This is a genomic window from Streptomyces roseirectus (assembly GCF_014489635.1).
Lineage (GTDB): Bacteria > Actinomycetota > Actinomycetes > Streptomycetales > Streptomycetaceae > Streptomyces > Streptomyces roseirectus.
The window spans coordinates 2,580,001-2,604,533 of sequence record NZ_CP060828.1 but is presented as its reverse complement, the minus strand read 5'-3'; the positions used below and the strand labels follow the sequence as shown (position 1 = coordinate 2,604,533).

General features: G+C 71.7%; 21 protein-coding genes. 16 read left to right on the top strand and 5 right to left on the bottom strand.

Going from position 1 to position 24,533, the window contains the following annotated elements; translation table 11 throughout:
- Nucleotides 1-229: 229 nt before the first annotated feature.
- Together IAG44_RS10580 and eccE are read right to left on the bottom strand one after the other, a co-directional pair.
- Nucleotides 230-973, bottom strand: coding sequence for a hypothetical protein (locus IAG44_RS10580; protein WP_187746881.1), 744 nt, complete (start codon nt 971-973; stop codon nt 230-232).
- Nucleotides 970-2,232, bottom strand: a complete 1,263-nt coding sequence (gene eccE, locus IAG44_RS10575; protein ID WP_246561632.1) for a type VII secretion protein EccE — start codon at nt 2,230-2,232, stop codon at nt 970-972. The genes IAG44_RS10580 and eccE overlap by 4 nt, the downstream gene beginning before the upstream one ends.
- A 204-nt stretch (nt 2,233-2,436) precedes the next feature.
- On the opposite strand from eccE, the gene eccB reads away from it, so the two are divergent.
- The 8 genes from eccB to IAG44_RS10535 all read left to right on the top strand — a co-directional run bounded on the left by eccB (nt 2,437) and on the right by IAG44_RS10535 (nt 9,034).
- Nucleotides 2,437-3,960 (top strand): type VII secretion protein EccB, encoded by a 1,524-nt coding sequence (gene eccB / locus IAG44_RS10570; RefSeq protein ID WP_187746879.1) that lies wholly within the window; start codon nt 2,437-2,439, stop codon nt 3,958-3,960.
- 1 nt (nt 3,961) lies between these two features.
- On the top strand, nt 3,962-5,218 hold the full coding sequence (gene mycP, locus IAG44_RS10565; RefSeq protein WP_187746878.1) for a type VII secretion-associated serine protease mycosin: 1,257 nt from the start codon (nt 3,962-3,964) through the stop codon (nt 5,216-5,218).
- 177 nt (nt 5,219-5,395) lie between these two features.
- Nucleotides 5,396-5,809 carry an SAV_915 family protein gene (locus IAG44_RS43420; protein ID WP_246561629.1) on the top strand — a complete coding sequence of 138 codons (414 nt, stop codon included), beginning with the start codon at nt 5,396-5,398 and terminating at the stop codon, nt 5,807-5,809.
- Nucleotides 5,809-6,105: a DUF6317 family protein gene (locus tag IAG44_RS10555; protein WP_187746877.1), complete on the top strand. Its 297-nt coding sequence runs from the start codon at nt 5,809-5,811 to the stop codon at nt 6,103-6,105. The genes IAG44_RS43420 and IAG44_RS10555 overlap by 1 nt, the downstream gene beginning before the upstream one ends.
- Entirely contained in the window at nt 6,105-7,361 is a 1,257-nt protein-coding gene (locus IAG44_RS10550) for a WXG100 family type VII secretion target (protein WP_187746876.1), read from the top strand. The genes IAG44_RS10555 and IAG44_RS10550 overlap by 1 nt, the downstream gene beginning before the upstream one ends.
- Nucleotides 7,339-7,881: a hypothetical protein gene (locus IAG44_RS10545; protein WP_187746875.1), complete on the top strand. Its 543-nt coding sequence runs from the start codon at nt 7,339-7,341 to the stop codon at nt 7,879-7,881. The genes IAG44_RS10550 and IAG44_RS10545 overlap by 23 nt, the downstream gene beginning before the upstream one ends.
- A 469-nt stretch (nt 7,882-8,350) precedes the next feature.
- Entirely contained in the window at nt 8,351-8,689 is a 339-nt protein-coding gene (locus IAG44_RS10540; protein WP_187746874.1) for a WXG100 family type VII secretion target, read from the top strand.
- A gap of 45 nt (nt 8,690-8,734) precedes the next feature.
- The gene (locus tag IAG44_RS10535; RefSeq protein ID WP_187746873.1) at nt 8,735-9,034 is read left to right on the top strand and encodes a WXG100 family type VII secretion target; all 300 of its coding nucleotides are present in this window, start codon (nt 8,735-8,737) and stop codon (nt 9,032-9,034) included.
- Between the two features lie 72 nt (nt 9,035-9,106).
- Here IAG44_RS10535 and eccCa read toward each other — a convergent pair whose 3' ends face one another.
- Complete coding sequence (gene eccCa, locus IAG44_RS10530) at nt 9,107-13,075, bottom strand: type VII secretion protein EccCa (RefSeq protein ID WP_187746872.1); 3,969 nt, start codon at nt 13,073-13,075, stop codon at nt 9,107-9,109.
- Between the two features lie 300 nt (nt 13,076-13,375).
- On the opposite strand from eccCa, the gene eccD reads away from it, so the two are divergent.
- Nucleotides 13,376-14,857, top strand: coding sequence for a type VII secretion integral membrane protein EccD (gene eccD / locus IAG44_RS10525; protein WP_187746871.1), 1,482 nt, complete (start codon nt 13,376-13,378; stop codon nt 14,855-14,857).
- A gap of 58 nt (nt 14,858-14,915) precedes the next feature.
- Here the strand turns inward: eccD and IAG44_RS10520 are convergent, their stop codons facing one another.
- Nucleotides 14,916-15,215, bottom strand: coding sequence for a DUF397 domain-containing protein (locus IAG44_RS10520; protein ID WP_187746870.1), 300 nt, complete (start codon nt 15,213-15,215; stop codon nt 14,916-14,918).
- 271 nt (nt 15,216-15,486) lie between these two features.
- Here IAG44_RS10520 and rpsO point away from each other — a divergent pair, with 271 nt between their 5' ends.
- The 5 genes from rpsO to IAG44_RS10495 all read left to right on the top strand — a co-directional run bounded on the left by rpsO (nt 15,487) and on the right by IAG44_RS10495 (nt 20,916).
- Nucleotides 15,487-15,777 carry a 30S ribosomal protein S15 gene (rpsO, locus tag IAG44_RS10515; protein ID WP_187746869.1) on the top strand — a complete coding sequence of 97 codons (291 nt, stop codon included), beginning with the start codon at nt 15,487-15,489 and terminating at the stop codon, nt 15,775-15,777.
- 302 nt (nt 15,778-16,079) lie between these two features.
- Entirely contained in the window at nt 16,080-18,299 is a 2,220-nt protein-coding gene (locus tag IAG44_RS10510; protein WP_187752610.1) for a polyribonucleotide nucleotidyltransferase, read from the top strand.
- Nucleotides 18,296-19,675 carry a M16 family metallopeptidase gene (locus IAG44_RS10505; RefSeq protein WP_187746868.1) on the top strand — a complete coding sequence of 460 codons (1,380 nt, stop codon included), beginning with the start codon at nt 18,296-18,298 and terminating at the stop codon, nt 19,673-19,675. The genes IAG44_RS10510 and IAG44_RS10505 overlap by 4 nt, the downstream gene beginning before the upstream one ends.
- Before the next feature lie 28 nt (nt 19,676-19,703).
- A complete protein-coding gene (gene dapB / locus IAG44_RS10500; protein WP_187746867.1) occupies nt 19,704-20,456 on the top strand; it encodes a 4-hydroxy-tetrahydrodipicolinate reductase in 753 nt (250 codons plus the stop codon).
- 1 nt (nt 20,457) lies between these two features.
- Nucleotides 20,458-20,916, top strand: a complete 459-nt coding sequence (locus tag IAG44_RS10495; protein WP_187746866.1) for a tetratricopeptide repeat protein — start codon at nt 20,458-20,460, stop codon at nt 20,914-20,916.
- Here the strand turns inward: IAG44_RS10495 and IAG44_RS10490 are convergent.
- A complete protein-coding gene (locus IAG44_RS10490) occupies nt 20,903-21,469 on the bottom strand; it encodes a hypothetical protein (protein WP_187746865.1) in 567 nt (188 codons plus the stop codon). The two genes, IAG44_RS10495 and IAG44_RS10490, sit on opposite strands and share 14 nt — an antisense overlap.
- A 315-nt stretch (nt 21,470-21,784) precedes the next feature.
- Here IAG44_RS10490 and dapA point away from each other — a divergent pair, with 315 nt between their 5' ends.
- The gene (gene dapA / locus IAG44_RS10485; protein ID WP_187746864.1) at nt 21,785-22,684 is read left to right on the top strand and encodes a 4-hydroxy-tetrahydrodipicolinate synthase; all 900 of its coding nucleotides are present in this window, start codon (nt 21,785-21,787) and stop codon (nt 22,682-22,684) included.
- Between the two features lie 150 nt (nt 22,685-22,834).
- Nucleotides 22,835-24,520, top strand: a complete 1,686-nt coding sequence (locus tag IAG44_RS10480; protein ID WP_187746863.1) for a ribonuclease J — start codon at nt 22,835-22,837, stop codon at nt 24,518-24,520.
- Nucleotides 24,521-24,533 lie beyond the last annotated feature (13 nt).

Genomic DNA, 24,533 nt, shown 5'->3' with positions numbered 1-24,533 from the left:
TCAGCCCGCCCTCTCGGCCCGCCCTCTCGGCCCGCCTTCTCCGCGTGCCCCTCGCCCCGCCTCCTCCGTGCGCCTTTCGGCCCACCCCCTCGGCCCGCTCTCTCCGCGCGCCCTTTCGCACGCCCTCTCGGCCCGCCTCCTCCGCGCGCCCCTCGCCCCACCCCCTCAGCCCGCTCTCTCCGCGCGCCCCTCAGCCTGCCCTCTCAGCCCACCCCCTCGACCCACCCCCTCAGTCCATCCGCCGAGCCATCCCCAGCAACCCCACCTCCGCCTCCGTCGGCTGAGTCATCACGTACTGCCGGTCCCGGTCCCCGCACCACAGCGTCACCCCGTCCGGCAGCGTCGGCAGCGCCTCCCGATCGGCTGCGGGCAACGGCATCGCCCGGCTCAGCTCGGCCGCCTCGTCGGGCGAGATCCGCTGCACCCCCACCAGCCGGGCCTGCCGGATCAGCCGGGGTGCGACGGGGCTGAGATAGGGCAGCAGCGTCAGTACGGACTGCCAGGGCCCGGAGGCCACCCGCCCCCGGGGCGGCTGCATCCCGCAGTCCCGCACGACCAGCACGGGAGTCCCCGGCGACGTGCCCTGCGGAGGCACCCGCCCCACCTCGTGGACTGCGAGCCCGTTCTGCCCGCCCCCCATCGCGTGGACCATCTGCATCCAGGCCCCCGGCCGCCCCGTCTCGACGGCGACCCGCGCCCCCGTCGCGGCGGCCCGCAGGGCGATGACCTGGGCGGTCCAGAGCCCGCCGATGAGCGTCACGTCGTACGGCGTGGGCCGGTTGAGCCCGAGCACCGAGGGCCGCCCCTCGGGATCGACCCCGATGACGACCCCGTCGTCCCCGATGGGCAGCGACAGCGCGTCGAGCTGGTCGACGGAGACGGAGTGCCGGGCATGGCGGGGCCCGATGAGCCCGAACCCGGAGCGCAGAAGCGCACGCGCGCGCTCCCCGGCGACAGAAACCGCGGTCGTCATCGAACCCCTCCGAGCGGCATCGTGGCGAGCATCCCCGGCACCTGTTCCCGGTCGAGCCGGACGAGCCCCATCCCGGTGTGCCGCGCGGCCCCCTGGAGCGCGCGCCGCGCGGCGACGAGTTCGGCGTCGCTGCGCCCGGTCACCCGCAGGTACCCGGCGAGGGAGGCGTTCTGTCGCTCCCCGCGCGTGAGGCTGAGGCTGAAGGTCGTCGCGAGCGCGGGCACCGCGGTGACGAGGGCGATGAGCTGCGGCAGCGACGGCGCCCTGTTCCCGCCGAGCGCGGGCCAGCGCCGCACCCAGAACGTGGTGTGCCGGCGGTTGTCGCACCGCCAGCCCCGCCCGGACTCCTCGGTCCGCCGCTCCCGCGTCTCCGTGCGCCCCGCCTCGGCCGTGACCAGCGGGTTCGCGTGCGCGGACGTCGCGATCGCGGACGTCAGCTCCTCCTCGTCGAGCAGCGTCGCCCGGAAGCCCGCCCCGGTGAGCCGGCTCGCGAGCTGGTCGGCGGCGCGGACGACGCACTTCTGCGCACCCGTCAGCCCGCCTCCGCGCGCGGCGACGGCCTCCGGGCACAGCTCGGGGTCCAGCTTCAGCGCGATCCAGGTGATCCGCACGGCCGGCGCCCCCGTCTGCTCCTGGAGCGGCGCGTAGTTGGCGATGGCCACCGACTGCTGGGGCAGGTGCAGCGCGGGCGCGGGCTGCGTGTGCAGGACCACCTGCGCCGACTCCAGCCGGATCCCGTCGACCTCCAGCGCGTCGTACACGAGCCGCAGCGGCAGCGGCTGCCGGTCGCGCTCCACGCGCAGGGCCGTCGAGTCCGCCTCGACCTGGAGGACGGCGGTGACGAACGTGCCGTCCCCGACGATCCCGACCGGACGGCGGTCGCGGCCCGCGTACGTGTACGTCCGCAGCGTGGGGTCGCACTCGACGGCCGGCGCGAGCCCCGGCTCGGTGCCCGGCGGTATCTCAAGGCTCGCGGCCCGGCGCTGCCGCGCGCGCAGCGCCCAGGCCGTCGCCACCCACTCGGGCAGCGTGCGCCCCCGGCGCCGGACGAACGCGACCAGGACCAGGCAGACGGCGAGGACGCCCGCGCCCGCGAGCGCGACCGTGTTCACCGCCCAGCCGACGACGAGAGCGGCGGCGGCGATCTCCAGCAGGACCAGTCGTTGCAACCGGAATGCCCCGGCCTGCCCCGAACGCGACGTGAGGTGCGGTGCGCTCGCCTCGGCCGGCGAGCGGCCGCGTGTCCTGGAAGCCCTCACTCCATCCCCCCGTTCTCCTCACAACTCGCTGGTTCTCCCGCACCGCACAAGGCCCTTCGGTGCCCGGACAACCTACCCGCGCCCCACGTCCCGGTGGATACCAGGCATAGTAGGGGGCCGCTCTGACATCGCGGGCGGGGGCGTCCGGCACGCGGGCCCCGCCCGCCGGCACATCCCGTGCGACCTAGGGGGAGACAGGCACCGATGGCATCCCGGCGTGACGAGCTCAATGCCTACACCTTTGCGAAGCGCCGCATGCTCGCGGCGTTCACGCATTCGTCGCCCGGCTCGGAGGAAGGCGCTCCCCGGCCGCTGCGCGGGGTGATCCCCGGGGCGATCGTCGGCGTCGTCGTCATGGCCGTCTTCGGCGCCTGGGGCATGTTCAAACCCACCGCGCCCAAGGGCTGGGACGAGCCCGGCGCCAAGGTGATCGTCGCGAGCAAGTCGACCACCAGGTACGTCGTCCTGACCACCGGCGGCCAGAAGCAGCTGCACCCCGTCCTCAACATGGCCTCGGCCCGGCTGCTGCTCGACGCGGGCAAGGGCGACGTCGTCCAGGTCGCCGAGTCCGTCCTCGACAGCGGCAAGATCAAGCACGGCGTCACCATCGGCATCCCCTACGCCCCCGACCGCCTCCCGGACCCCGGCGAGGCGGGCAAGGCCAAGCGCTGGGCGATCTGCGAACGCCCCAGCGCGGGCGGCGAGTCCATCCAGCGCGCGGCCCTCGTCCTCGCCTCCCGCGACATGGACGCCACCGAGGGCGCGAACAGGCTCACCGGCGGTCAGCTCCTGTACGTCCAGGACCCCGAGGGCAAGCGGTACGTCGTCGACGCGGGCGGGCGCGCGTACGGCGTCGACAAGTCCGACGAACTGCTGCTGCGCGCGGTCGTCGGCTCGGGGCGGCAGGCGCAGAAGGTCTCCAAGGAGTGGATGGCGACGCTCCACACGGGCAACGCGATCACGTTCCCGTCCGTCGGCAGCGGCGTCGGCGACAAGGCGAACGCCCCCGGCCAGCTCGACGAGGACACCGACCGGGTCGGCATGGTCCTCAAGGCGTCCGACCTCAACAAGGACCAGTACTACGTCGTCCTGCCCGGCCGGGTCGCCCCGATCACCCCGTTCGTCGCCCAACTCCTGCTGTTCAGCAAGGAGTTGGCCAAACCCCTGGGGCAGGACGGCAAGGCGAAGGCGATGAGCCCCGGCGAGATCGTCCCGGGCGCCCCCTTCGGTACCGAGTACACCTGGCCGACCGAACTGCCCCAGCCGGTCAACGACCCCTCCACCGACGCCGGTTCCCGCAGCACCGTCTGCAACGTGCTGCGCTCCGTGGACGGCGGCACCGGCGCGACGACCCTCAGCACCTGGGCCGGCACCGGGTTCCCCGAGAGCCTGCCCACCGGCTCCTCCAGCGGCTACGTCACCCCCGGCTCCGGCCAGCTCTACCGCCAGTTCCAGGGCACCGAGACCAAGGCGGGCCCGGTCTTCCTCGTCACCGACACCGGCCTGCGCTACGTCCTGCAGTCCAACGCCGACAGCGCCACCGACGACGCCGGCATCGGCGTCACCCCCGAGAAGCTGAAGCAGCAACAGCAGGAGGCCAAGCAGGCGCAGACCCTCCTCGGCTACGCGAACGTCGACCCGACGCCGATCCCCGCGTCGTGGTCCGAGTTCCTGCCCACCGGCCCCCGCCTCTCGACGGCGGCGGCCCGCCAGCCGCAGGGGTCCTGACATGCGCGACCTCGTGAACAAGGGCGCGCGGACGACGTCGGCGCTGGCGGTCGTCCTCGCGACGGGCCTGTCCCTCGCGCCCTCCACCGCCTCCGCCGCCGAGCCCAAGTACTCCGAGCAGTGCACGTTCCCCAACGGCAAGTACCCCGGCCGCCCCTGGTCCCTCCAGCGCGTCATGCTGGACGAGCTGTGGACCCAGTCGAGGGGCAAGGACGTCAAGGTCGCCGTCATCGACACCGGCGTCGACGTCAGGAACCCGCAGCTCAAGGGCGCCGTCGACGTCAAGGACGGCCGCACCTTCAAGCCGCCCGGCGCCAAGGGCGACGACGGCCAGCCCCTCGACTGGGGCAACGACAGCGGCACCACCGACACCGTCGGCCACGGCACCAAGGTCGCCGGCATCATCGCGGCCCGCCCCGCCGAGGGCACCGGCTTCGTCGGCCTCGCCCCCGAGGCGACGATCATCCCGGTCAAGCAGAACGACGCCGAGGGACACGGGACGCCGGACACGCTCGCGCAGGCGATCCGCTACGCGGTGGGCGCCGGGGCCGGCGTCATCAACATCTCCCAGGACACGACGGGCGCCCGTAAGCCGTCCGACAGTCTGCGGCAGGCCGTCGAGGACGCCCTGGAGAAGGGCGTCGTGGTCGTCGCCTCCGCCGGCAACGACGGCACGGGCGGCAACGTCAAGAAGACCTACCCCGCCTCCTACGACGGCGTCCTCGCGGTCGCCGCCTCCGACCGCAACAACGAGCGCGCCGCGTTCTCCCAGTCCGGCGACTTCGTCGGCGTCGCCGCGCCCGGCGTCGACATGATCTCCACGGTCCCCGGGGGCGGGCACTGCTCCGACAACGGCACCAGCTTCTCGGCCCCGTACGTCGCCGGTGTCGCCGCCCTCGTCAAGGCGAAGCACCCCGACTGGACCGCCCGTGAGGTCGTCGCGCAGATCGAGCAGACGGCCGAGCGGACGATCGCCGGGCACGACCGGCTCGTCGGCTGGGGCGTCGTCGACCCGGTCCGCGCGCTGACCGAGGACGACCGCCCGATCGAGTCCCCCAACCCCGACCGGGGACTGGCCGGCGCCGAGGCCCCGACGCCGGCGAAGTTCCACCTCGGCGAGACGCCGGCCCAGCGGGACGCGCGGCTCGGGACGTATGTCGCGGTGGGGGCGGCGGTGCTGGTTGCCGGGATCGGTGGGGGAGCGGTGGCGATCAGGGACGCGCGCAGGAGGCGGGAGCGGGTGCGGGGGGTGGCGTGAGGGGGTGACGGGGGTGCTGGTCATGGTGGGGTCAAGTGCTGGCCTGGCGGCCCCCAAGCCCCCGTATGAGCTAGGTGTGGGACCACTGCCCCGACCCTGAAATGTCGGCATTCGCCCCTTCTCCCGCTGACTACTGTGAGCGCGCCGCAACGCCCGCGCACACAGAAGGAGACGGTGGTGGGGACAGTGAACGCGTCACGCCTGCTCGACTACCTGGAGGCCCCGGCCACCCCCGCGCCCGAGCCGCCCCGCAGGTCCTGCTTCCTCGACTACGACCTCCCCGCCCCCACCCTCCCGCCGTACCACACCCCGGTCTTCGTACCCGCGCATCCCCGGTACACCGACGGCGCCGCGTACATCGTCTACGAACTCTTCGCCCACCCGGACGCCGGCACCGTCGCCCTCGCCTTCACGAGCCCGCGCCACCTCGCGGACGCCCTCGGCGAGGCCCAGCCCTGGGTCGCGACCTCGCTGGGCGTCCTCGCGGAGGGCATGCGCGAGCACGGTGTGACGGTCCGCCTCGACCCCGTGGTCACCGCCCCGCACTGGACGCCGGACGACCTCGCCGCGTACGCCGGGGCGGTGCGCTGATGGACTTCAAGGTGGTCCTCGCCGACCTCACCTCCATGGCCTCCGGCCTCCACACCCGGGCGGCCGACTACCGCGCCCTCCACCCCCAGCTCACCCCCGCCGTCGCCGCCGGCGGCGACCCCGGCCTCGACCACGCCATCTCCGAGGCCGCCCACCTCATCTCCGCCCTCCACACCCTCTTCGCCGACCGCCTCGACGACCACGGCGACAAGGTCGCCTACGCCCGCGACTCCTTCCACCGCCACGACATCGACGTCCACGGCCTCTTCGAGGACCTCATGAAGGGCGAGGGCTGATGACCGACAGCTGGATCGGCGGCGACATCGGCGGCCTGCGGGCCATGGGCACGTCCTACAAGACGGCGAAACCCTCCCTCGAAGCCGTCATCACCCCCCTCACCGACCAGGTCGAATCCCTGGTGAAGGACACCGGCTGGCAGGGCGAGGCCGCCGAGAAGTTCCGCGCGAGCTGGACGCGGGACGCGCTGACCGCCGGCGCCTTCGGCGGCCTCGTCGAAGCGGTCGGCGGCATCCTCGAAACCCTCGCCGATCAACTCTCCTCCTGCGAAACAGCCCTCCAGAACGCCGAACACACAGCCACCCGCCAAGGCGTCCCCACCGACTCCAAAGGCACCCCCCTCCCCCTGACCACTGCCGACCACAAAGCCCTCTCCGCCCTCACCGAATACACCACGGCCCGCACCGAGATCCAGCACACGGCCCAGCACGCGCGCCTGGTGGCGGCCCAGCAGCTGACGGCCCTGTGCGCCGAGGTGACGGAACCGGTCGGCCCCATCGACAAGATCACCCTCGCGGACGCCCTGCGCGGTCTCTACGCCTACGACGCGGAGGACGCCCGCGCCAAGGGCCGGGAGGCCCGCACGGAGATCGACCAGGCCAAGGCGGACGCCCAGGCGGCGAAGAAGGAACTCCGGGCCGAGCGCAGGGCCTTCCAGAAAGCGGGCCGCTCCCTGCCCGCCGACCTCCCCGCCAAGAGCGCCTACCGCGACGCCCTCATGAAGGTCGACTCCCTCGAAGAAGCCATCACCCGCGCCGACCGCGGCAGCACCGCCCTTCCCTACGACCGCGTCCTCAACCTCAAACTCGGCGACGCGGCCGACGCTCTCCGCCTGGGCCGGGGAGTGGCCGAACTCCCCGAGTTCCTGCGGGAGCTGCCGGTGCTGGACGTCGCGGCGGCAGCGGCGAGCGGGGCGATCGAGGCGAAGGAGGACCACGACAAGGGGTGGTCCTGGGGACACGCCGCGGTCGTCGACGGAGGCGTCGCGCTCGGCGGGCTCGCCGTCGGCGCCGTCGCCGTCCTCGCCGCGCCGGCCGAGGGCGCCGCGGCGGTGGCCGCCGTCGGTGTGGGCGCCACGGTCCTCGCGACGAGCGTCCTCGACCACGCCGTCCACGAGCACTGGAGCGAGGACATCCACGACCACGGAGTCGTCGGCGGTGTGCTGACCGGGACGGGGCACGTCCTGGAGGGGACCAAGGACGACGGTGTACGACTGGCGAAGGACATCTGGCATGGCGTCACGAGCATCTTCTGAGACCCCGGCGATACCGAGCCTCCCCCGACTGGGCACCACCTGGTACCGGCGAGGCGTCCCGTACTGGCTGCGCCGCGCCGGGCTCACCCTCTTCTTCCTCCTGTTCATGCTCGCCTACTGCGCCTTCGCGCTGGGCCTCTACGAAGGCTTCCGCGACCTCCTCCCGGCCGCCCTCCACACCCCGGCGAACATCATCCAGGCCGTCCTGTGCGCGGCGGCCCTCGTCGCGGGCTGGGTCACCCAACGCCGAAGCCACCACGAGGGCCTGCGCAACCCGCCCACCCCCGACGACGCCTGGCACGCCAAACGCGCCCACAACCACCGCGCCCCCGGCATCCTGGCCCTCGGCCGAGCCGTCCTCCTCATCGCCGCTCCCGTCATGCCCGCGATCGCCGCCTACCTCGTGAGCCGCCTCACGGCATGGACGCTGGTCCGCGAGTACCCGAGCGAAGTCGGCGCAAGACGCTGGCTGGCACAACACACCCCCACCGGCCTCAACACCCACTCCCACCTCACATGACCTCACCACCCCCCGACCCCGGCCGAGTTCCGCACCCGCAAACGCGCGGAGACCGGCCGCGCCACGGGCTTGGCTCTTCTGGGCCGCGTCCTCGCAGCCCTCATCACACCGCGGACCCCGAGACCTGACCACACCCCCCACATCTCGACAACTTCGTAACTGAGGCAACACGAAGTTCGGTTGGCCGCGAAATCCGCAAAGACTACAGTGGTCGTCGAGTGTGCCGCACAGGCCACATGCCGTCCGGCGCCCGGCGCGACCGTGACCGCGAGCAGGGAAAACGGGGAAAACGGGGAACGGAACGGGGGAGGAGAGGCCGTCATGCCTGTCCGAGGAGAGGCCGCCGCGCCTGTCCGGGAGACGTCACGGACTCCCCCGCACCGCCCCCCTGCCCCGCACCGGTACCTCACCGCTCGGTGACAGGCACTACACCAGGCCCTCAGGCCAGTTCACGAAGGGAAGTCCGCCAATGGTGGCTGGGCAGAAGCTCAATGACCAGCAAGTCATCGCGCTCGAAAAGGAAATGGTCGAGCGGTACGAGTCGATCCGCGGCCAGCTGAGCCGGCTCCAGGGAACCCTGGACACCATGGAGACCAACTGGCGCGGCATCGGCGCCAACGCCTTCAACAAGAAGCAGATCGAGATCAACGAGGGCGTCAAGAACATCGGCGACCTGCTCACCTGGTTCCTGGAGAACATCAACCAGACCCGCAAGCTCTCCGGCAAGACCGACGACGCGGTCCACGCCTCCGTGCAGAGCATCGACGTCCAGTACGGCGCGTCGAAGTCCGCCCTGAGCAGCTACTGAGCGCCCTCCACCCCCACCGACACAGAGCAGAGATGAGGTACCGGCATGGCTAACGTCCACGACGGCGAGATGGCCGTCAAGTACGGCGGTCTCGACGCGATCACCACCGAACTCGGCGCCCAGGCCGCGAAGCTCGAAGCGGACCTCCAGGCCCTCAAGTCCGCCGTCCTGCGCGTCGCCGCCGGCTGGGAGGGCGAGGCCGCCGAGGCATTCGGCCAGAAGATGAAGGAGTGGGACACCAACGCCGCCAACATCCACTCCGCCCTCGTCACCATCGGCCACAAGGTCACCGACGCGAGCGGCGACTACCGCGGCAGCGACCTGAAGGCAGCCAGCTACTTCTGACCGCACCACGCGACAAACGAAGGGGTGGGCACACACGGGAGGTGCCCACCCCTTGCGCGTACCCGCCGCCCCTCAGTAAGCCCCCTCCGGCACCCACCCCACCTGAACCAACGGCTTCCCCCGGCGTCGGGAGACGAAGACGCCGCGCCCGGCCGGCATGGGCCGGGGGCGGACGCCCGCGAGGAGGTCTCCCTCGGAGGGGTCGCCCGCGAGGACGACACCTTGCGCGCCGAGTTCCTTCATGCGCTGCATGAAGGGCTCGTAGGCCGCCCGCCCGGCCCCGGCGGTGGACCGGGCGATGATGAAGCGGACGCCGACGTCGCGGGCGAAGGGCAGGAGTTCCGTGAGCCCGGCGAGCGGATTGCCGCTGGAGGTGGAGACGAGGTCGTAGTCGTCGATGACGACGTACACGGTCGGCCCCCGCCACCAGCTGCGCTCCCGGAGCTGCTGGGCCGTCACGTCCGCGGTGGGCGTGCGCCGCGTCATCAGGTCGGCCAGCGCCGCCATGTGATGGTCCATGTTGTTGGACATCGGGATGTACTCGGCGAGATGCGAGGCCGGCGTCACATCGAGCAGCGAACGCCGGTTGTCGACGACGAACAGCTTGCACTCGTCCCCGCCGTACCGCTGGGTGATCTGCTTGATCAGCAGCCGCAGCAGGTTCGACTTCCCGGACTCGCTCTCCCCGAAGACGAGGAAGAAGGGGTCCTGCTCGAAGTCGACGAAGACGGGTTCGAGGTTGTCCTCGTCGAGCGCGAAGGCGACCCCGCGCGCCGGGAACCGCTCCCCGGACGGCAGTTCCTTCGCGGGGAACTCCCGCGGCAGCAGCCGCACGGCCGGCGCCGGCGAGGACTGCCAGTGCCGGGTGACCTCGGTCGCGAGGGCCTGCGTCGCGTCGGACAGGTCACTGTCGGAGGTGAGCCCGTCGATCCGCGGCACCGCCGCCATGAAGTGCAGCTTCTGCGGAGTCTGCCCCCGCCCCGGCACCCCCGTGGGCACGTTCGCCGCGACCTTCCGGTCCAGCTCGGAGTCCATCGTGTCGCCGAGCCGCAGCTCCAGCCGGTTCATCAGATGGTCCTTGAGCGAGGACCGCACCTCCATGGACCGCGACGCCGTGAGGATCACATGGACGCCGTACCCGAGCCCCCGCGCCGCCATGTCGAGGACGACCGGGTCGAGCGCCTCGTACTCGGTGCGGAAGCTCCCCCACCCGTCGATGACGAGGAACACGTCCCCCCACGGCTGGTCGGCGACCGAGATGTCCCCCCGGGCCCGCCGCGCGCGGAAGTCCGCGATGGACGGGATCCCGGCGGAGCGGAAGTACTCCTCGCGCCGGGTCAGCACCCCGTACACCTCGGCGACCGTCCGCCGCACCCGCTCGGGATCGAGCCGCGAGGCGACCCCGCCGACGTGCGGCAGCCCCTCCACGGACACCATGCCGCCGCCACCGAAGTCGAGGCCGTAGATCTGCACCTCGTGCGGCGTGTGGGTGAGCGCGAACGACGAGATGATCGTGCGCAGCAGCGTCGACTTCCCGGACTGCGGCCCGCCCACGATCTGCATGTGCCCGGCCGCCCCCGAGAAGTCCAGCCAGAGCGGATCCCGGCGCTGCTCGAACGGCTTGTCGACGATCCCGATCGGCACCACCAGCCGCCCGGCACCCTCGTACCCCGGCTGCGTGAGCCCGCGTCCCGGCACCGCCGTCAGCCCCGGCAGCAGCGCGTCCAGCGACGGCGGGCTGTCCAGCGGCGGCAGCCACACCTGGTGCGCGGCGGGCCCCTGCGCCTCCAGCCGGCGCACGATCACGTCGAGCACGGTGTCGGCGAGCGCGTCGTCCACCTCGGGCTCCGCCGCCGTCCGCCGTGCAGGCGCCCGCACATAGCTGACCGGCACCTCGGCCGCCGTGAACAGCACCGGACGCCGGTCCACGGGCAGCGGCCCGCCGACGGCCGTCCGCTGCGGCCCGGTGCGGTACACCCCGGACACGTACGCGGCCTTGAACCGCACCATCTCGTCCGTGCCGAACTTGAGGAACCCGGAGCCGGGCACGTTCGGCAGCTCGTACGCGTCGGGCACCCCGAGCGCGGCCCGCGACTCGGCGGCGGAGAACGTCCGCAGCCCGATCCGGTAGGAGAGGTAGGTGTCCAGCCCGCGCAGCCGGCCCTCCTCCAGGCGCTGCGAGGCCAGCAGCAGGTGCACGCCGAGCGAGCGGCCGATGCGCCCGATCTGCACGAACATCTCGATGAAGTCCGGCTTCGCGGACAGCAGTTCGCTGAACTCGTCGATCACGAGGACCAGCGTCGGGATCGGCTGGAGCGCCGCGCCCGCCGCCCGCGCCTTCTCGTAGTCGTGGATGTTGGAGTAGTTGCCCGCGTCGCGCAGCATCTCCTGCCGGCGGTTCAGCTCACCGCTGATGGAGTCCCGCATCCGGTCGACCAGCGTGAGGTCGTCCGCGAGGTTGGTGATCACGGCCGCGACGTGCGGCATCTGCGCCATGCCCGCGAACGTCGCCCCGCCCTTGAAGTCCGCGAGGACGAAGTTCAGCGTCTCCGAGGAGTGCGTGACGGCGAGCCCGAGCACCAGCGTCCGCAGCAGCTCCGACTTCCCGGACCCGGTGGCGCCCACGCACAGCCCGTGCGGACCCATGCCCTCCTGCGCCGCCTCCTTGAGGTCCAGCATCACCGGACGGCCGTCCTCGCCGACCCCGATCGGCACCCGCAGCCGCTCGGCCAGCGAACGCGGACGCCAGGTCCGCTTGGTGTCGACGGACGCCGCGTCGCCCAGGTTCAGCAGGTCGGTGAACTCCAGGTTGGCCAGCAGCGGCTCGTCGTCGTCCCCGCCGGACGCCATCCGCAGCGGCGCGAGCTGCCGGGCCAGCGCCTCGGCGGACTCCTGCGACAGCGCGTCCGGCGTCCCCTCGTACACCATCCCGCCGGGCCCGGACTCCAGCCGCAGCTCCCCGGGCCGCACCACGATGTCCAGCTCCCCGCCGGCCCCGGTCAGCTCCCCGGCGATCACCTCGACGACCGTGACGCCCTGCAACCCCTCGGGGTTCGCGAGGACCGAGTTCGGCGGCAGCGAGATACCGTCCAGGACGACGACCAGGTGCGGCATGTCCGGCACCGGCGCCCCGTTGGGGTGGAACCGCGGCCTGCCGGTCAGCCGCCCGGCGAGCAGGTCCTCCAGCTCCTGGACGTCGCAGCCGATGAGCCGGCGGCTGCCGGCGCCGTCCACGTCACCGGGGGACTGGGCGTGCGGCAGCCACTTGGCCCACTCCCAGTGCGGGAGCACGTCCCGGCCCGCGGCGACGGCCAGCACCAGGTCCTCGGGGGAGTGCAGCGCGGCCAGCGAACCGGCCATCGCGCGCGCGGAAGAGCGCACGCACTGCGGGTCGCCGCTGATCGTGACGTGGTAGAAGGCGCGCAGGGACACCGCCATCGGCAGGTCCTCCAGCGTGCCGTGCACGGCGAGGAACCGCTGAAGGGCGCCCGCGGTCAGCGGCTCCAACTGCTCGACGGGCGCGGTCTCCGGCGCCACCAGCGCCGTCGACAGCGCCTGCGCGCCGAGCCCGACCCGCACCTGCGCGAAGTCCTCGTCGCCGGGCCGCCGCTCCCACACCCGGCTGCCCTCGGCGACCAGCGCCCACAACTGTTCGGGGGAGGGGTTCAGGAAGTACTGGGCGTCACGCTGCGCCCGCGCGGTGCCGAGCGCCGCGCGCCGGGTCTGCGACAGGTAGCTCAGGTAGTCGCGCCGCATGTCCGCGAGCTGCCCCTGCGAGCCGCGCCGGAAGCGCACCACCATCGCGACCGTCATGGCGATCGTCGAGGCGATCATCACCATGCCCATGATCCGCATGAACGGCTGGCCGCTGGTGAAGAAGAAGACGACCGAGCCGCCCATGCCGAGCGTCGGCAGGAGCTGCATCAGCACGCTCTCCTGGGGCCCGCGCGGCAGCTCCGGCGGCGGCTGAAGGACGATCTCGTGCGTGGGCACCTCGGACGGCAGCACCCTCGGCGGGCGCTTGACGACGATGTGGCTCACTGCTCCCCCAAGATTCACTGGCCGGCCCCCGGAAGTCCGTCCGTCAGAACCGGACGCGGGCCGCCGCGCGATCCTACTGACCTCGCCCGGGACGGGAGGGCGGTAGGGTGCCGGATGTTCGCGTGAGCACACACGAGCGGGGGCCGGACAAAGCCGGGAGTACCGGGCAATCCGGTGCGGTGGCGGGCACCGAGGCCGACGCGATCGCACATGTGCGACCACCATCCGCACCCACGCGCGCACCAAGGACCCAAACCTTCACACCACAGCCGCACCATCGTCACCGAGGGGGATCAGCAGGTGAGCATCACGGCACCCGGCGCGACAGGAGCCGGCACAGGGCTCGGCTTCTGCCGGGTCACCATCGTCGCCCCCGACAGCCGCATCGACGTCGCCCTGCCCGACGACGTCCCCGTCGCCGACCTCTACCCCGAGGTCCTGCGCCTCGCCCAGCAGAGCCCCGCCGAGGGCGCCCCCGTCGGCTACCACCTCGTACGCCGCGACGGCACCGTCCTCGACAGCTCCCGCTCCTTCGCCGCCCAGCGCCTCCTCGACGGCGAACTCCTCACCCTGCGCCCCTTCTCCGACTCCCTGCCGCCCGCCGTCTTCGACGACGTCTCCGAGGCCGTCGCCTCCGCCGTCACCGGCGAGCGCACCCTGTGGGACGGCGGCCTGACCCGCGCCGCGGGCCTCACCGGCGCAGGCGTCCTGTCCGCCCTGCTCGCCTTCGTCGCCTGGAACGGCGATCCCCGCCACGACATGCACGGCCTGCCCGGCATCCTCGCCGGCGTCGCGGGCGCCCTCCTGCTCGTCCTCGGCTGCGTCCGGGCCCGGATCTACGACGACCGTGCCTCCGCCGTCGCCCTCGGCCTCGGCGCCCTGCCCAACGCCGCCGTCGCCGGCTCCGGCCTGCTCCCGCTCACCGACGGCCACGGCATCGGCAAGCTCCAGTTCCTGCTGGCCTGCGCGGCCGTCCTGGTCGCCGCCGTCGTCCTCACCCTCTGCTCACCCAGCGGCGACGGCCCCTTCGTCGCCTTCGTCCTCGCCTCCACCGTCGGCCTGGCCGCCGTGTTCCTGGCGCTCCTCGCGAAGGACTGGACGCCCGCCGAGACCGCCGCGCTGTGCGCGCCCGTCGCCGTCGTGGGCCTCGCCTTCCTGCCGGGCCTCTCGATGCGCTTCGCCCGCCTGCCGATCGGCTTCGACGCCCCCAGCGGCGCCGCCCGCAGCCGCTACGAGACGGAGGCGCCCGCGCCGGAACCGGTCGACGCCGAACGCGTCGCCGCCCAGGCCCGGCGCGGCCACGAACTGCTCGTCGGCCTCGTCGGCGGCTGCGCGGTCGTCGCCGTCGGCGCCACCGCGGTCCTCGGCTTCTCCACGAACGTCTGGGCCCAGCTCCTCGCCTTCGCGACCGGCGTCGCCCTGCTGATGCGCGCCCACCTCTTCCGCTACACCGCCCAGGTCGCCCCGGTCGTCGCCGCCGGCCTCGCCTCGCTCGTCCTGCTCGGCCTCGGGCTCGCGCTCAACCCGCCCGAGTCGGTCCAGAAGTCGGCGGCGAACGGCGACCTCTCGGGCTTCGACCTGCGCACGATCTGGCTCGTCGCCGCGACCGGCCTCGCCATCGCCCTCGTCACCATGGTCGGCCTCATGCTCTCCCGGGGCGCCCTCACCCCGTTCTGGGGCCGCTTCCTGGAGATCGCCGAGGCGTTCGTCCTGCTGACCCTGATCCCGCTCGCGCTGGCCGTCTTCGACGTGTACGCGACGGTGCGGTCACTGACGAGCTGAGGCCGGACATGCGAGGGGGGCGGTATGACATTCACACCGCCCCCCTTTCGCGTCGGTCTCAGCCCTCCTGCGCGGCCAGACCCCCGTTGCGCTCGGTGGGCTCCAGGTCGAACTCCCCGTCCCGCGCGCCCAGCACGAACGCCGTCCACTCGGCCTCCGTGTAGCGCAGCACGGTGTCGTGGTCGAGGGAGGAGCGCATGGCGACGGCGCCGCCCGGCAGGTCGGCGATCTCGACGCGCTCCTCGTGCTCCTCGGTACCGGGCGCGCTGCGCCACTCGACGCCGGAGATGTCGAGCGCGTACAACTCGTCCCGCTCCCGGTCCTTGCGGGCCTTGCGTTCCTCTTCGGTCTCGGCCATGGCGGCTCGGTCCTTTCCTCGGTGCCAACAGGCGGTACGGACACCCTACTTGCGGTCAATGCCCCAGGTCGGAGGTTCCCCGAGGTCACCGGGGCGACGGAAATCCGGACGGGGCGCGGTCCGTACCCTGGTACCCTTGCCCTCGGCCGTCGCGTGCACGCACCCCTCACCGGGTGGACCCGGCGGCATCGCCCAGGCGAGTAACCGAAGCTCCCCCGAGAGTCAGACCGGGGGCACTCGCGGGCAACCACACAGCATTGAGGAGTACAGCGTGTCGCTCGACGCAGCGGTGAAGAAGCAGATCATCTCCGAGTTCGGTACCAAGGAGGGCGACACCGGCTCCCCCGAGGTCCAGGTCGCGCTGCTCTCCCGTCGGATCTCCGACCTGACGGAGCACCTGAAGACGCACAAGCACGACCACCACTCCCGCCGGGGTCTGCTGATCCTGGTCGGTCAGCGCCGCCGTCTTCTCCAGTACCTGGCGAAGAAGGACATCCAGCGCTTCCGTACGCTGGTCGACCGCCTCGGCATCCGCCGCGGCGCGGCCGGCGGCGCGAAGTAGCACAGCGCGCAGGGAGCGGTTCCCGTGATCATCGGGAACCGCTCCTTTTGCTGTACGCAGGTACGGAAACGTGCGGAGTGTCACCGCCCCTTTGTAGTGTGGTAGCACAACGCAGTACGTAACGGGGAGAAGCGCACCTCGACCGCCGCCGGTCCTCGGTAGTGGCCCCCGGGCAATCGGCCCGGAGGCTTCGATCGAAGACCGGCCCGCACCGCACGGCGCGCTTCTCCACACCGTCCCCCTGTCACACGGGCAGCCGGGACAAAAGACGACAAACAGACGAAAAAATGGAGAAAACGCTAGTGGAGAACGAGACCCACTACGCCGAGGCCGTCATCGACAACGGCGCCTTCGGCACCCGCACCATCCGCTTCGAGACCGGCCGCCTCGCCAAGCAGGCCGCCGGCAGCGCGGTGGCCTACCTGGACGACGACACCATGGTGCTGTCGGCCACCACCGCCTCCAAGAACCCCAAGGACCAGCTCGACTTCTTCCCCCTCACGGTGGACGTCGAGGAGCGGATGTACGCCGCCGGCAAGATCCCCGGCAGCTTCTTCCGCCGCGAGGGCCGCCCCTCCGAGGACGCGATCCTCACCTGCCGCCTGATCGACCGCCCGCTGCGCCCGTCCTTCAAGAAGGGCCTGCGCAACGAGATCCAGGTCGTCGCGACGATCATGGCCCTCAACCCCGACCACCTGTACGACGTCGTGGCGATCAACGCCGCCTCCGCGTCCACGCAGCTGGCCGGCCTGCCCTTCTCCGGCCCGATCGGCGGCGTCCGCGTCGCGCTGATCCGCGGCCAGTGGGTGGCGTTCCCGACGCACACCGAGCTCGAGGACGCCGTCTTCGACATGGTCGTCGCGGGCCGCACCCTGGAGGACGGCGACGTCGCGATCATGATGGTCGAGGCCGAGGCCACCGAGAAGACCATCCAGCTGGTCAAGGGCGGTGTCGAGGCCCCCACCGAGGAGGTCGTCGCCGCCGGCCTGGAAGCCTCCAAGCCCTTCATCAAGGTCCTGTGCAAGGCCCAGGCCGACCTCGCCGCGAAGGCCGCCAAGCCGACCGCCGAGTTCCCGATCTTCCTGGACTACCAGGACGACGTCCTGGACGCGCTCTCCGCCGCCGTCCGCTCCGAGCTGGCCGCCGCGCTCACCATCGCCGGCAAGCAGGAGCGCGAGGCCGAGCTGGACCGCGTCAAGGGCCTCGCCGCCGAGAAGCTGCTCCCGCAGTTCGAGGGCCGCGAGAAGGAGATCTCCGCCGCCTACCGCTCCCTGACCAAGCAGCTCGTCCGCGAGCGCGTGATCAAGGAGAAGAAGCGCATCGACGGCCGTGGCCTCACGGACATCCGTACGCTCGCCGCCGAGGTCGAGGCGATCCCGCGCGTGCACGGCTCCGCGGTGTTCGAGCGCGGTGAGACCCAGATCCTGGGCGTCACCACGCTGAACATGCTCCGCATGGAGCAGCAGCTGGACACCCTCTCCCCGGTGACCCGCAAGCGCTACATGCACAACTACAACTTCCCGCCGTACTCCACCGGCGAGACCGGCCGCGTCGGCTCCCCGAAGCGCCGCGAGATCGGCCACGGCGCCCTCGCCGAGCGCGCCCTCGTCCCGGTCCTGCCGACCCGCGAGGAGTTCCCCTACGCGATCCGCCAGGTCTCCGAGGCGCTGAGCTCCAACGGCTCGACGTCCATGGGCTCGGTCTGCGCCTCCACCATGTCGCTGCTGAACGCCGGTGTGCCCCTCAAGGCCCCGGTCGCCGGCATCGCCATGGGCCTGATCTCCCAGGAGATCGACGGCGAGACGCACTACGTCACCCTCACCGACATCCTCGGTGCGGAGGACGCCTTCGGCGACATGGACTTCAAGGTCGCCGGCACCAAGGAGTTCGTGACGGCCCTCCAGCTCGACACGAAGCTCGACGGCATCCCCGCCTCCGTCCTGGCCGCCGCCCTCAAGCAGGCCCGTGACGCCCGCCTCCACATCCTCGACGTGATGATGGAAGCGATCGACACGCCGGACGAGATGTCCCCCAACGCCCCGCGGATCATCACCGTCAAGATCCCCGTGGACAAGATCGGCGAGGTCATCGGCCCGAAGGGCAAGATGATCAACCAGATCCAGGAGGACACCGGCGCCGAGATCACGATCGAGGACGACGGCACCATCTACATCGGTGCCGCCGACGGCCCGGCTGCCGAGGCCGCCCGCACCACGATCAACTCGATCGCCAACCCGACCATGCCGGAGGTCGGCGAGCGCTACCTGGGCACGGTCGTCAAGACGACCACCTTCGGCGCGTTCGTCTCCCTGCTCCCCGGCAAGGACGGCCTGCTGCACATCTCGCAGATCCGCAAGCTCGCCGGCGGCAAGCGCGTGGAGAACGTCGAGGACGTCCTCGGCGTCGGCGCCAAGGTCCAGGTCGAGATCGCCGAGATCGACTCCCGCGGCAAGCTCTCCCTGATCCCCGTGGTCGAGGGCGAAGACGCTTCTGACGACAAGAAGGACGACACCGACAAGTGACGTCGAGCAGTTCTGCGACGACGGCCCGCGCCTCCTCGAAGGCGCGGGCCGTCGCCCGTACCCAAACCCTGATCACCGGCGAGAACGGCATCGGCACGGTCCGCAAGACCACCCTCCCGGGCGGCCTGCGCATCGTCACCGAGACCCTGCCCTCCGTGCGCTCCGCGACCTTCGGCATCTGGGCCCACGTCGGCTCCCGCGACGAGACCCCGGCCCTCAACGGCGCCACGCACTACCTGGAGCACCTGCTCTTCAAGGGCACCACCCGGCGCAGCGCCCTCGACATCTCCGCCGCGCTCGACGCGGTCGGCGGCGAGATGAACGCGTTCACCGCCAAGGAGTACACGTGCTACTACGCACGCGTGCTCGACACCGACCTCCCCCTCGCCATCGACGTCGTCTGCGACATGCTGACCGGCTCCCTGATCCTGGAGGAGGACGTCGACGTCGAACGCGGCGCCATCCTCGAAGAGATCGCGATGACCGAGGACGACCCGGGCGACTGCGTCCACGACCTCTTCGCCCACACGATGTTCGGCGACAACCCGCTGGGCCGCCCGGTCCTCGGCACGGTCGACACGGTCAACGCCCTCACCGCCGACCGCATCCGCCGCTTCTACAAGAAGCACTACGACCCCACCCACCTCGTCGTCGCCGCGGCCGGCAACATCGACCACAACAAGGTCGTCCGCCAGGTCCGCGCCGCCTTCGAGAAGGCGGGCGCCCTCAAGAACCTCGACGCGACGCCGATCGCCCCGCGCGACGGCAAGCGGACGATCCGCACCGCCGGACGCGTGGAGCTGACCGCCCGCAAGACCGAGCAGGCCCACGTCGTCCTCGGCATGCCGGGCCTCGCCCGCACCGACGACCGCCGCTGGGCCCTCGGCGTCCTCAACACCGCCCTCGGCGGCGGCATGTCCTCGCGCCTCTTCCAGGAGGTCCGCGAGAAGCGGGGGCTTGCGTACAGCGTCTACTCGTACACCTCCGGCTTCGCCGACTGCGGCCTGTTCGGCGTGTACGCGGGCTGCCGCCCCTCCCAGGTCCACGACGTCCTGAAGATCTGCCGCGACGAACTCGACCAGGTCGCCCAGCACGGTCTGACGGACGACGAGATCGTCCGCGCCATCGGCCAGCTCCGCGGCTCCACCGTCCTCGGCCTCGAGGACACCGGCGCCCTGATGAACCGCATCGGCAAGAGCGAGCTGTGCTGGGGCGACCAGATGTCCGTCGACGACATGCTGGCCCGCATCGCGTCGGTCACCCCGGACGACGTCCGCGCGGTGGCCCGCGACATCCTGGGACAGCGTCCGTCGCTGTCGGTCATCGGCCCCCTGAAGGACAAGCAGGCGGCCCGTCTGCACGACGCCGTCGCCTAACCCCCTCCTGGTTGAAGGAAGCACGAACATGAGCAAGCTGCGCGTGGCGGTCATCGGCTGCAAGGGCCGCATCGGCTCCGAGGCCGTCAAGGCCGTCGAGGCCGCCGAGGACATGGAGCTGGTGGCCGCCCTCGGCCGCGGCGACAAACTGGAGACGCTGGCCGAGACCGGCGCCCAGGTCGCCGTCGAACTCACCACCCCCGCCTCGGTGATGGGCAACCTCGACTTCTGCGTCCGGCACGGCATCCACGCCGTCGTCGGGACGACGGGCTGGACCGACGACCGCCTCGCACAGCTGAGGGGCTGGCTCGCCCAGTCCCCGAGGACCGGTGTCCTGATCGCCCCGAACTTCTCCATCGGCGCGGTCCTCACCATGAAGTTCGCCCAGATCGCGGCGCCGTGGTTCGAGTCGGTGGAGGTCGTCGAACTCCACCACCCGAACAAGGTCGACGCCCCCTCGGGCACCGCCACCCGCACGGCCCAGCTCATCGCCGAGGCCCGCCGCGCCGCCGGCACCGCCCCGGCCCCCGACGCCACGGTGACGGCCCTGGACGGCGCGCGCGGCGCCGACGTCGACGGCGTCCCCGTCCACGCGGTCCGGCTGCGCGGTCTGCTGGCCCACCAGGAGGTCCTGCTCGGCGGCGAGGGGGAGACCCTGACCGTCCGGCACGACTCTCTGCACCACAGCAGCTTCATGCCGGGCATCCTCCTGGGCGCCCGCCGCGTGGTGTCGGCCCCCGGCATCACCTTCGGCCTGGAGCACTTCCTGGACCTCGGCTGACATGCGCGCCAAGCTCTCCTACGCCGTCACGGCCGCCGTCCTGCTCTTCTACTTCGCGCTGGTCGGCAGCCGTGGCGTCATGCTCATCCAGACCGGCACGCTCCTGACGGTCACCTTCGGTGTCGCCGTCCTGATCCTGCCGGTCATCGGCGTCTGGTTCCTGTGGAAGAACACCCAGTTCGTCCGCAGGGCCAACGCGCTCGCCGCGGAGCTGGAGGCCGAGGGCGGCCTGCCGGTCGACGAACTCAAGCGCACCCCGTCCGGCCGTATCGACCGCGACTCCGCCGACGAGGTCTTCGCCAGACGCAAGGCCGAGACGGAGGCGTCCCCCCAGGACTGGCGCACCTGGTTCCGCCTGGCGGTGGCCTACCACGACGCCCGGGACACCCCGAGGGCGCGCAAGGCGATGCAGCGGGCGATAGCGCTGCACGAGCACGACCAGGCCGCTACGACGCCGTGACCCCACGGCTCTCCGCCGCCCACGCCTCCACCGTGTCCGCCGCCCGGTCGAACGCCTCGCCGCGCGCCAGGAAGTCCGCGTTGTGCGTGGTCAGCAGCACCGCCACGCCCTCCGCACCGCGCCGCGCCAGCACCAGGGCCTGCCCCTGGACGGTCCGCGGCAACCCCAGCCACCGCACCGGCTGCTGCACGGTCCGCACCCCGCTCACGTCACTCCACGCGACGGTCCGCGTCACGAAGAACCCGACGTGCCGAAGCCCCCGCGCGCTCACCCACACCCCCACCCGGAGCAACCGCAGCGCACAGCCGATGACGACCCCGGCGACGGCGAACACGGCGCCCGCCTCGGACACGGACCCGGTGAGCGCGATCAGCACCGCCGCGAACAGCACGAACGACGCGACGAGCAGCCACACGGCCGCCACCCCGACCCGCCAGGGCCCGGGGCGGTAGGGCCGCCGCCACTGCTCACGGCCGGCGAAGGGCAGCGCCTCGCCGTCCTCGGGGTCCACGGACTCGAAGGTGCGGTCGGCCGTCAGGAAGGGCAGGGGCACGACTGGTCCTCACTCGCTGTGCACAGGGGGCAGTGCCGGTGAGGCTATCCGCCGCCGTCCCCGCCCACCACCATCGGGTGCGCGTGCCGCGTCGGCCGGGCGCCCCCGGGTGCTCCGGCGTGCGCGGGCACAGATGTACGGATCAGCCGAGCGAAGTGTCCGTATTGCGGCATTTAGCGAAGTTCATCTAGCCTGATCAAACGGACCCGGCACTGCTTGAACCCCCGAGCAGGCAGTGCCGGGCTCCACCTTTGTCATGACTTTTCCCCGGGCCGAGGGCAGACCGCGCCATGCACACCGAGTAGCGTGTAACCCATGGCTCCGACCTCCACTCCGCAGACCCCCTTCGGGCGGGTCCTCACCGCCATGGTCACGCCCTTCGCGGCGGACGGCGCGATCGACCTCGACGGCGCGCAGCGACTCGCTACCCACCTGGTGGACGCCGGCAACGACGGACTGATCGTCAACGGCACCACCGGCGAGTCCCCGACCACGTCGGACGCGGAGAAATCGGACCTGGTACGAGCCGTCCGGGAGGCCGTCGGAGACCGCGCCCACGTCATCGCCGGCGTCGGCACCAACGACACCCACCACAGCGCCGAACTGGCCAGGGCCGCCGAGAAGACCGGCGCCCACGGCCTCCTCGTCGTCACCCCGTACTACAACAAGCCCCCGCAAGAGGGCCTGTACCGCCACTTCACCACCGTCGCCGACGCGACCGGCCTGCCGGTCATGCTCTACGACATCCCCGGCCGCAGTGGCGTCCCCATCAGCACCGACACCCTCGTCAGACTCGCCGAGCACCCACGGATCGTCGCCAACAAGGACGCCAAGGGCGACCTCGCCGCCGCGAGCTGGGCCCTCTCCCGCTCCGGCCTCGCCTGGTACTCCGGCGACGACATGCTCAACCTCCCGCTGCTGTCCATCGGCGCGGTCGGCTTCGTCTCGGTCGTCGGCCACCTCGTCACCCCCGAACTGCGCGCCCTCGTCGACGCGTACACCGCGGGCGACGTCCAGAAGGCCGCCGAGATCCACCACCGGCTGCTGCCCGTCTACACGGGCGTCTTCCGCACCCAGGGCGTCATGACCACCAAGGCCGCGCTCACCCTCCAGGGCCTGCCGGCGGGACCGCTGCGCGCGCCCATGGTCGAGTGCTCACCCGAAGAGGTCGCCCAGCTCAAGATCGATCTTGCCGCGGGCGGGGTACAGCTCTGACAACGGACTTCACAACTGAATCCCCATAACCGAAAAGAAAACGGAACGGGCCGACAGCGCCCGCCGTCATTCACCGACAACTGTTCAAGCACGAACGTCACACGCGCCACGTGCCCCGGGTACGTGGCGTGTCGTGGTGAGGAGAGTCTTTTGAGTCATCCGCATCCCGAACTGGGCCGTCCCCCGGTGCTCCCCGAAGGCGGCCTGCGCGTCACGCCGCTCGGCGGCCTCGGCGAGATCGGCCGCAACATGACGGTCTTCGAGTACGGCGGCCGTCTCCTGATCGTCGACTGCGGAGTGCTCTTCCCCGAGGAGGAGCAGCCCGGAATCGACCTCATCCTGCCGGACTTCTCGTCCATCAGGGACCGCCTCGACGACATCGAGGGCATCGTCCTGACCCATGGCCACGAGGACCACATCGGCGGCGTCCCCTTCCTCCTGCGCGAGAAGCCGGACATCCCGCTGATCGGCTCCAAGCTGACCCTCGCCCTCATCGAGGCCAAGCTCCAGGAACACCGCATCCGCCCGTACACCCTCGAAGTCGCCGAGGGGAACCGCGAGCGCATCGGCCCCTTCGACTGCGAGTTCATCGCCGTCAACCACTCCATCCCGGACGCGCTGGCCGTGGCCATCCGCACCCCGGCGGGCATGGTCGTCCACACCGGCGACTTCAAGATGGACCAGCTCCCGCTGGACGGCCGCCTCACCGACCTGCACGCCTTCGCGCGGCTCAGCGAGGAAGGCATCGACCTCCTCCTCGCCGACTCCACGAACGCCGAGGTCCCGGGCTTCGTCCCGCCCGAGCGGGACATCTCCAACGTCCTGCGGCAGGTCTTCGCCGGCGCCCGCAAGCGGATCATCGTGGCCAGCTTCGCCAGCCACGTCCACCGCATCCAGCAGATCCTGGACGCCGCCCACGAGTACGGCCGCCGGGTCGCCTTCGTCGGCCGCTCCATGGTCCGCAACATGGGCATCGCCCGCGACCTCGGCTACCTCAAGGTCCCCCCGGGCCTGGTCGTCGACGTCAAGACCCTCGACGACCTGCCCGACCACGAGGTCGTCCTGGTCTGCACGGGCTCCCAGGGCGAACCGATGGCCGCCCTCTCCCGGATGGCCAACCGCGACCACCAGATCCGGATCGTCGACGGCGACACCGTGATCCTGGCGTCGTCCCTCATCCCCGGCAACGAGAACGCGGTCTACCGCGTGATCAACGGCCTGACCCGCTGGGGCGCCAACGTCGTCCACAAGGGCAACGCCAAGGTCCACGTCTCGGGCCACGCCTCGGCCGGCGAGCTGCTGTACTTCTACAACATCTGCCGCCCGAAGAACCTGATGCCGGTCCACGGCGAATGGCGCCACCTGCGCGCCAACGCCGAACTGGGCGCCATGACCGGCGTCCCCCACGACCGCATCGTCATCGCCGAGGACGGCGTCGCCGTCGACCTCATCGAGGGCAAGGCCAAGATCTCCGGCAAGGTCCAGGCGGGTTACGTCTACGTCGACGGCCTCTCCGTCGGCGGAGTCGGCGAGCCGGCGCTGAAGGACCGGAAGATCCTCGGCGACGAGGGCATCATCTCGGTCTTCGTGGTCGTCGACGCCTCCACCGGCAAGATCACCGCGGGCCCGCACGTCCAGGCCCGCGGCTCCGGCATCGAGGACGCCGCCTTCGACGCGGTCCTCCCGAAGATCACCGAGGTCCTGGAGCGCTCCGCCCAGGACGGCGTGGTCGAACCCCACCAGCTCCAGCAGCTCATCCGCCGGACGCTGGGCAAGTGGGTCTCCGACACGTACCGGCGCAGGCCGATGATCCTGCCGGTGGTCGTCGAGGTCTGAGCGAAGCCTGAGT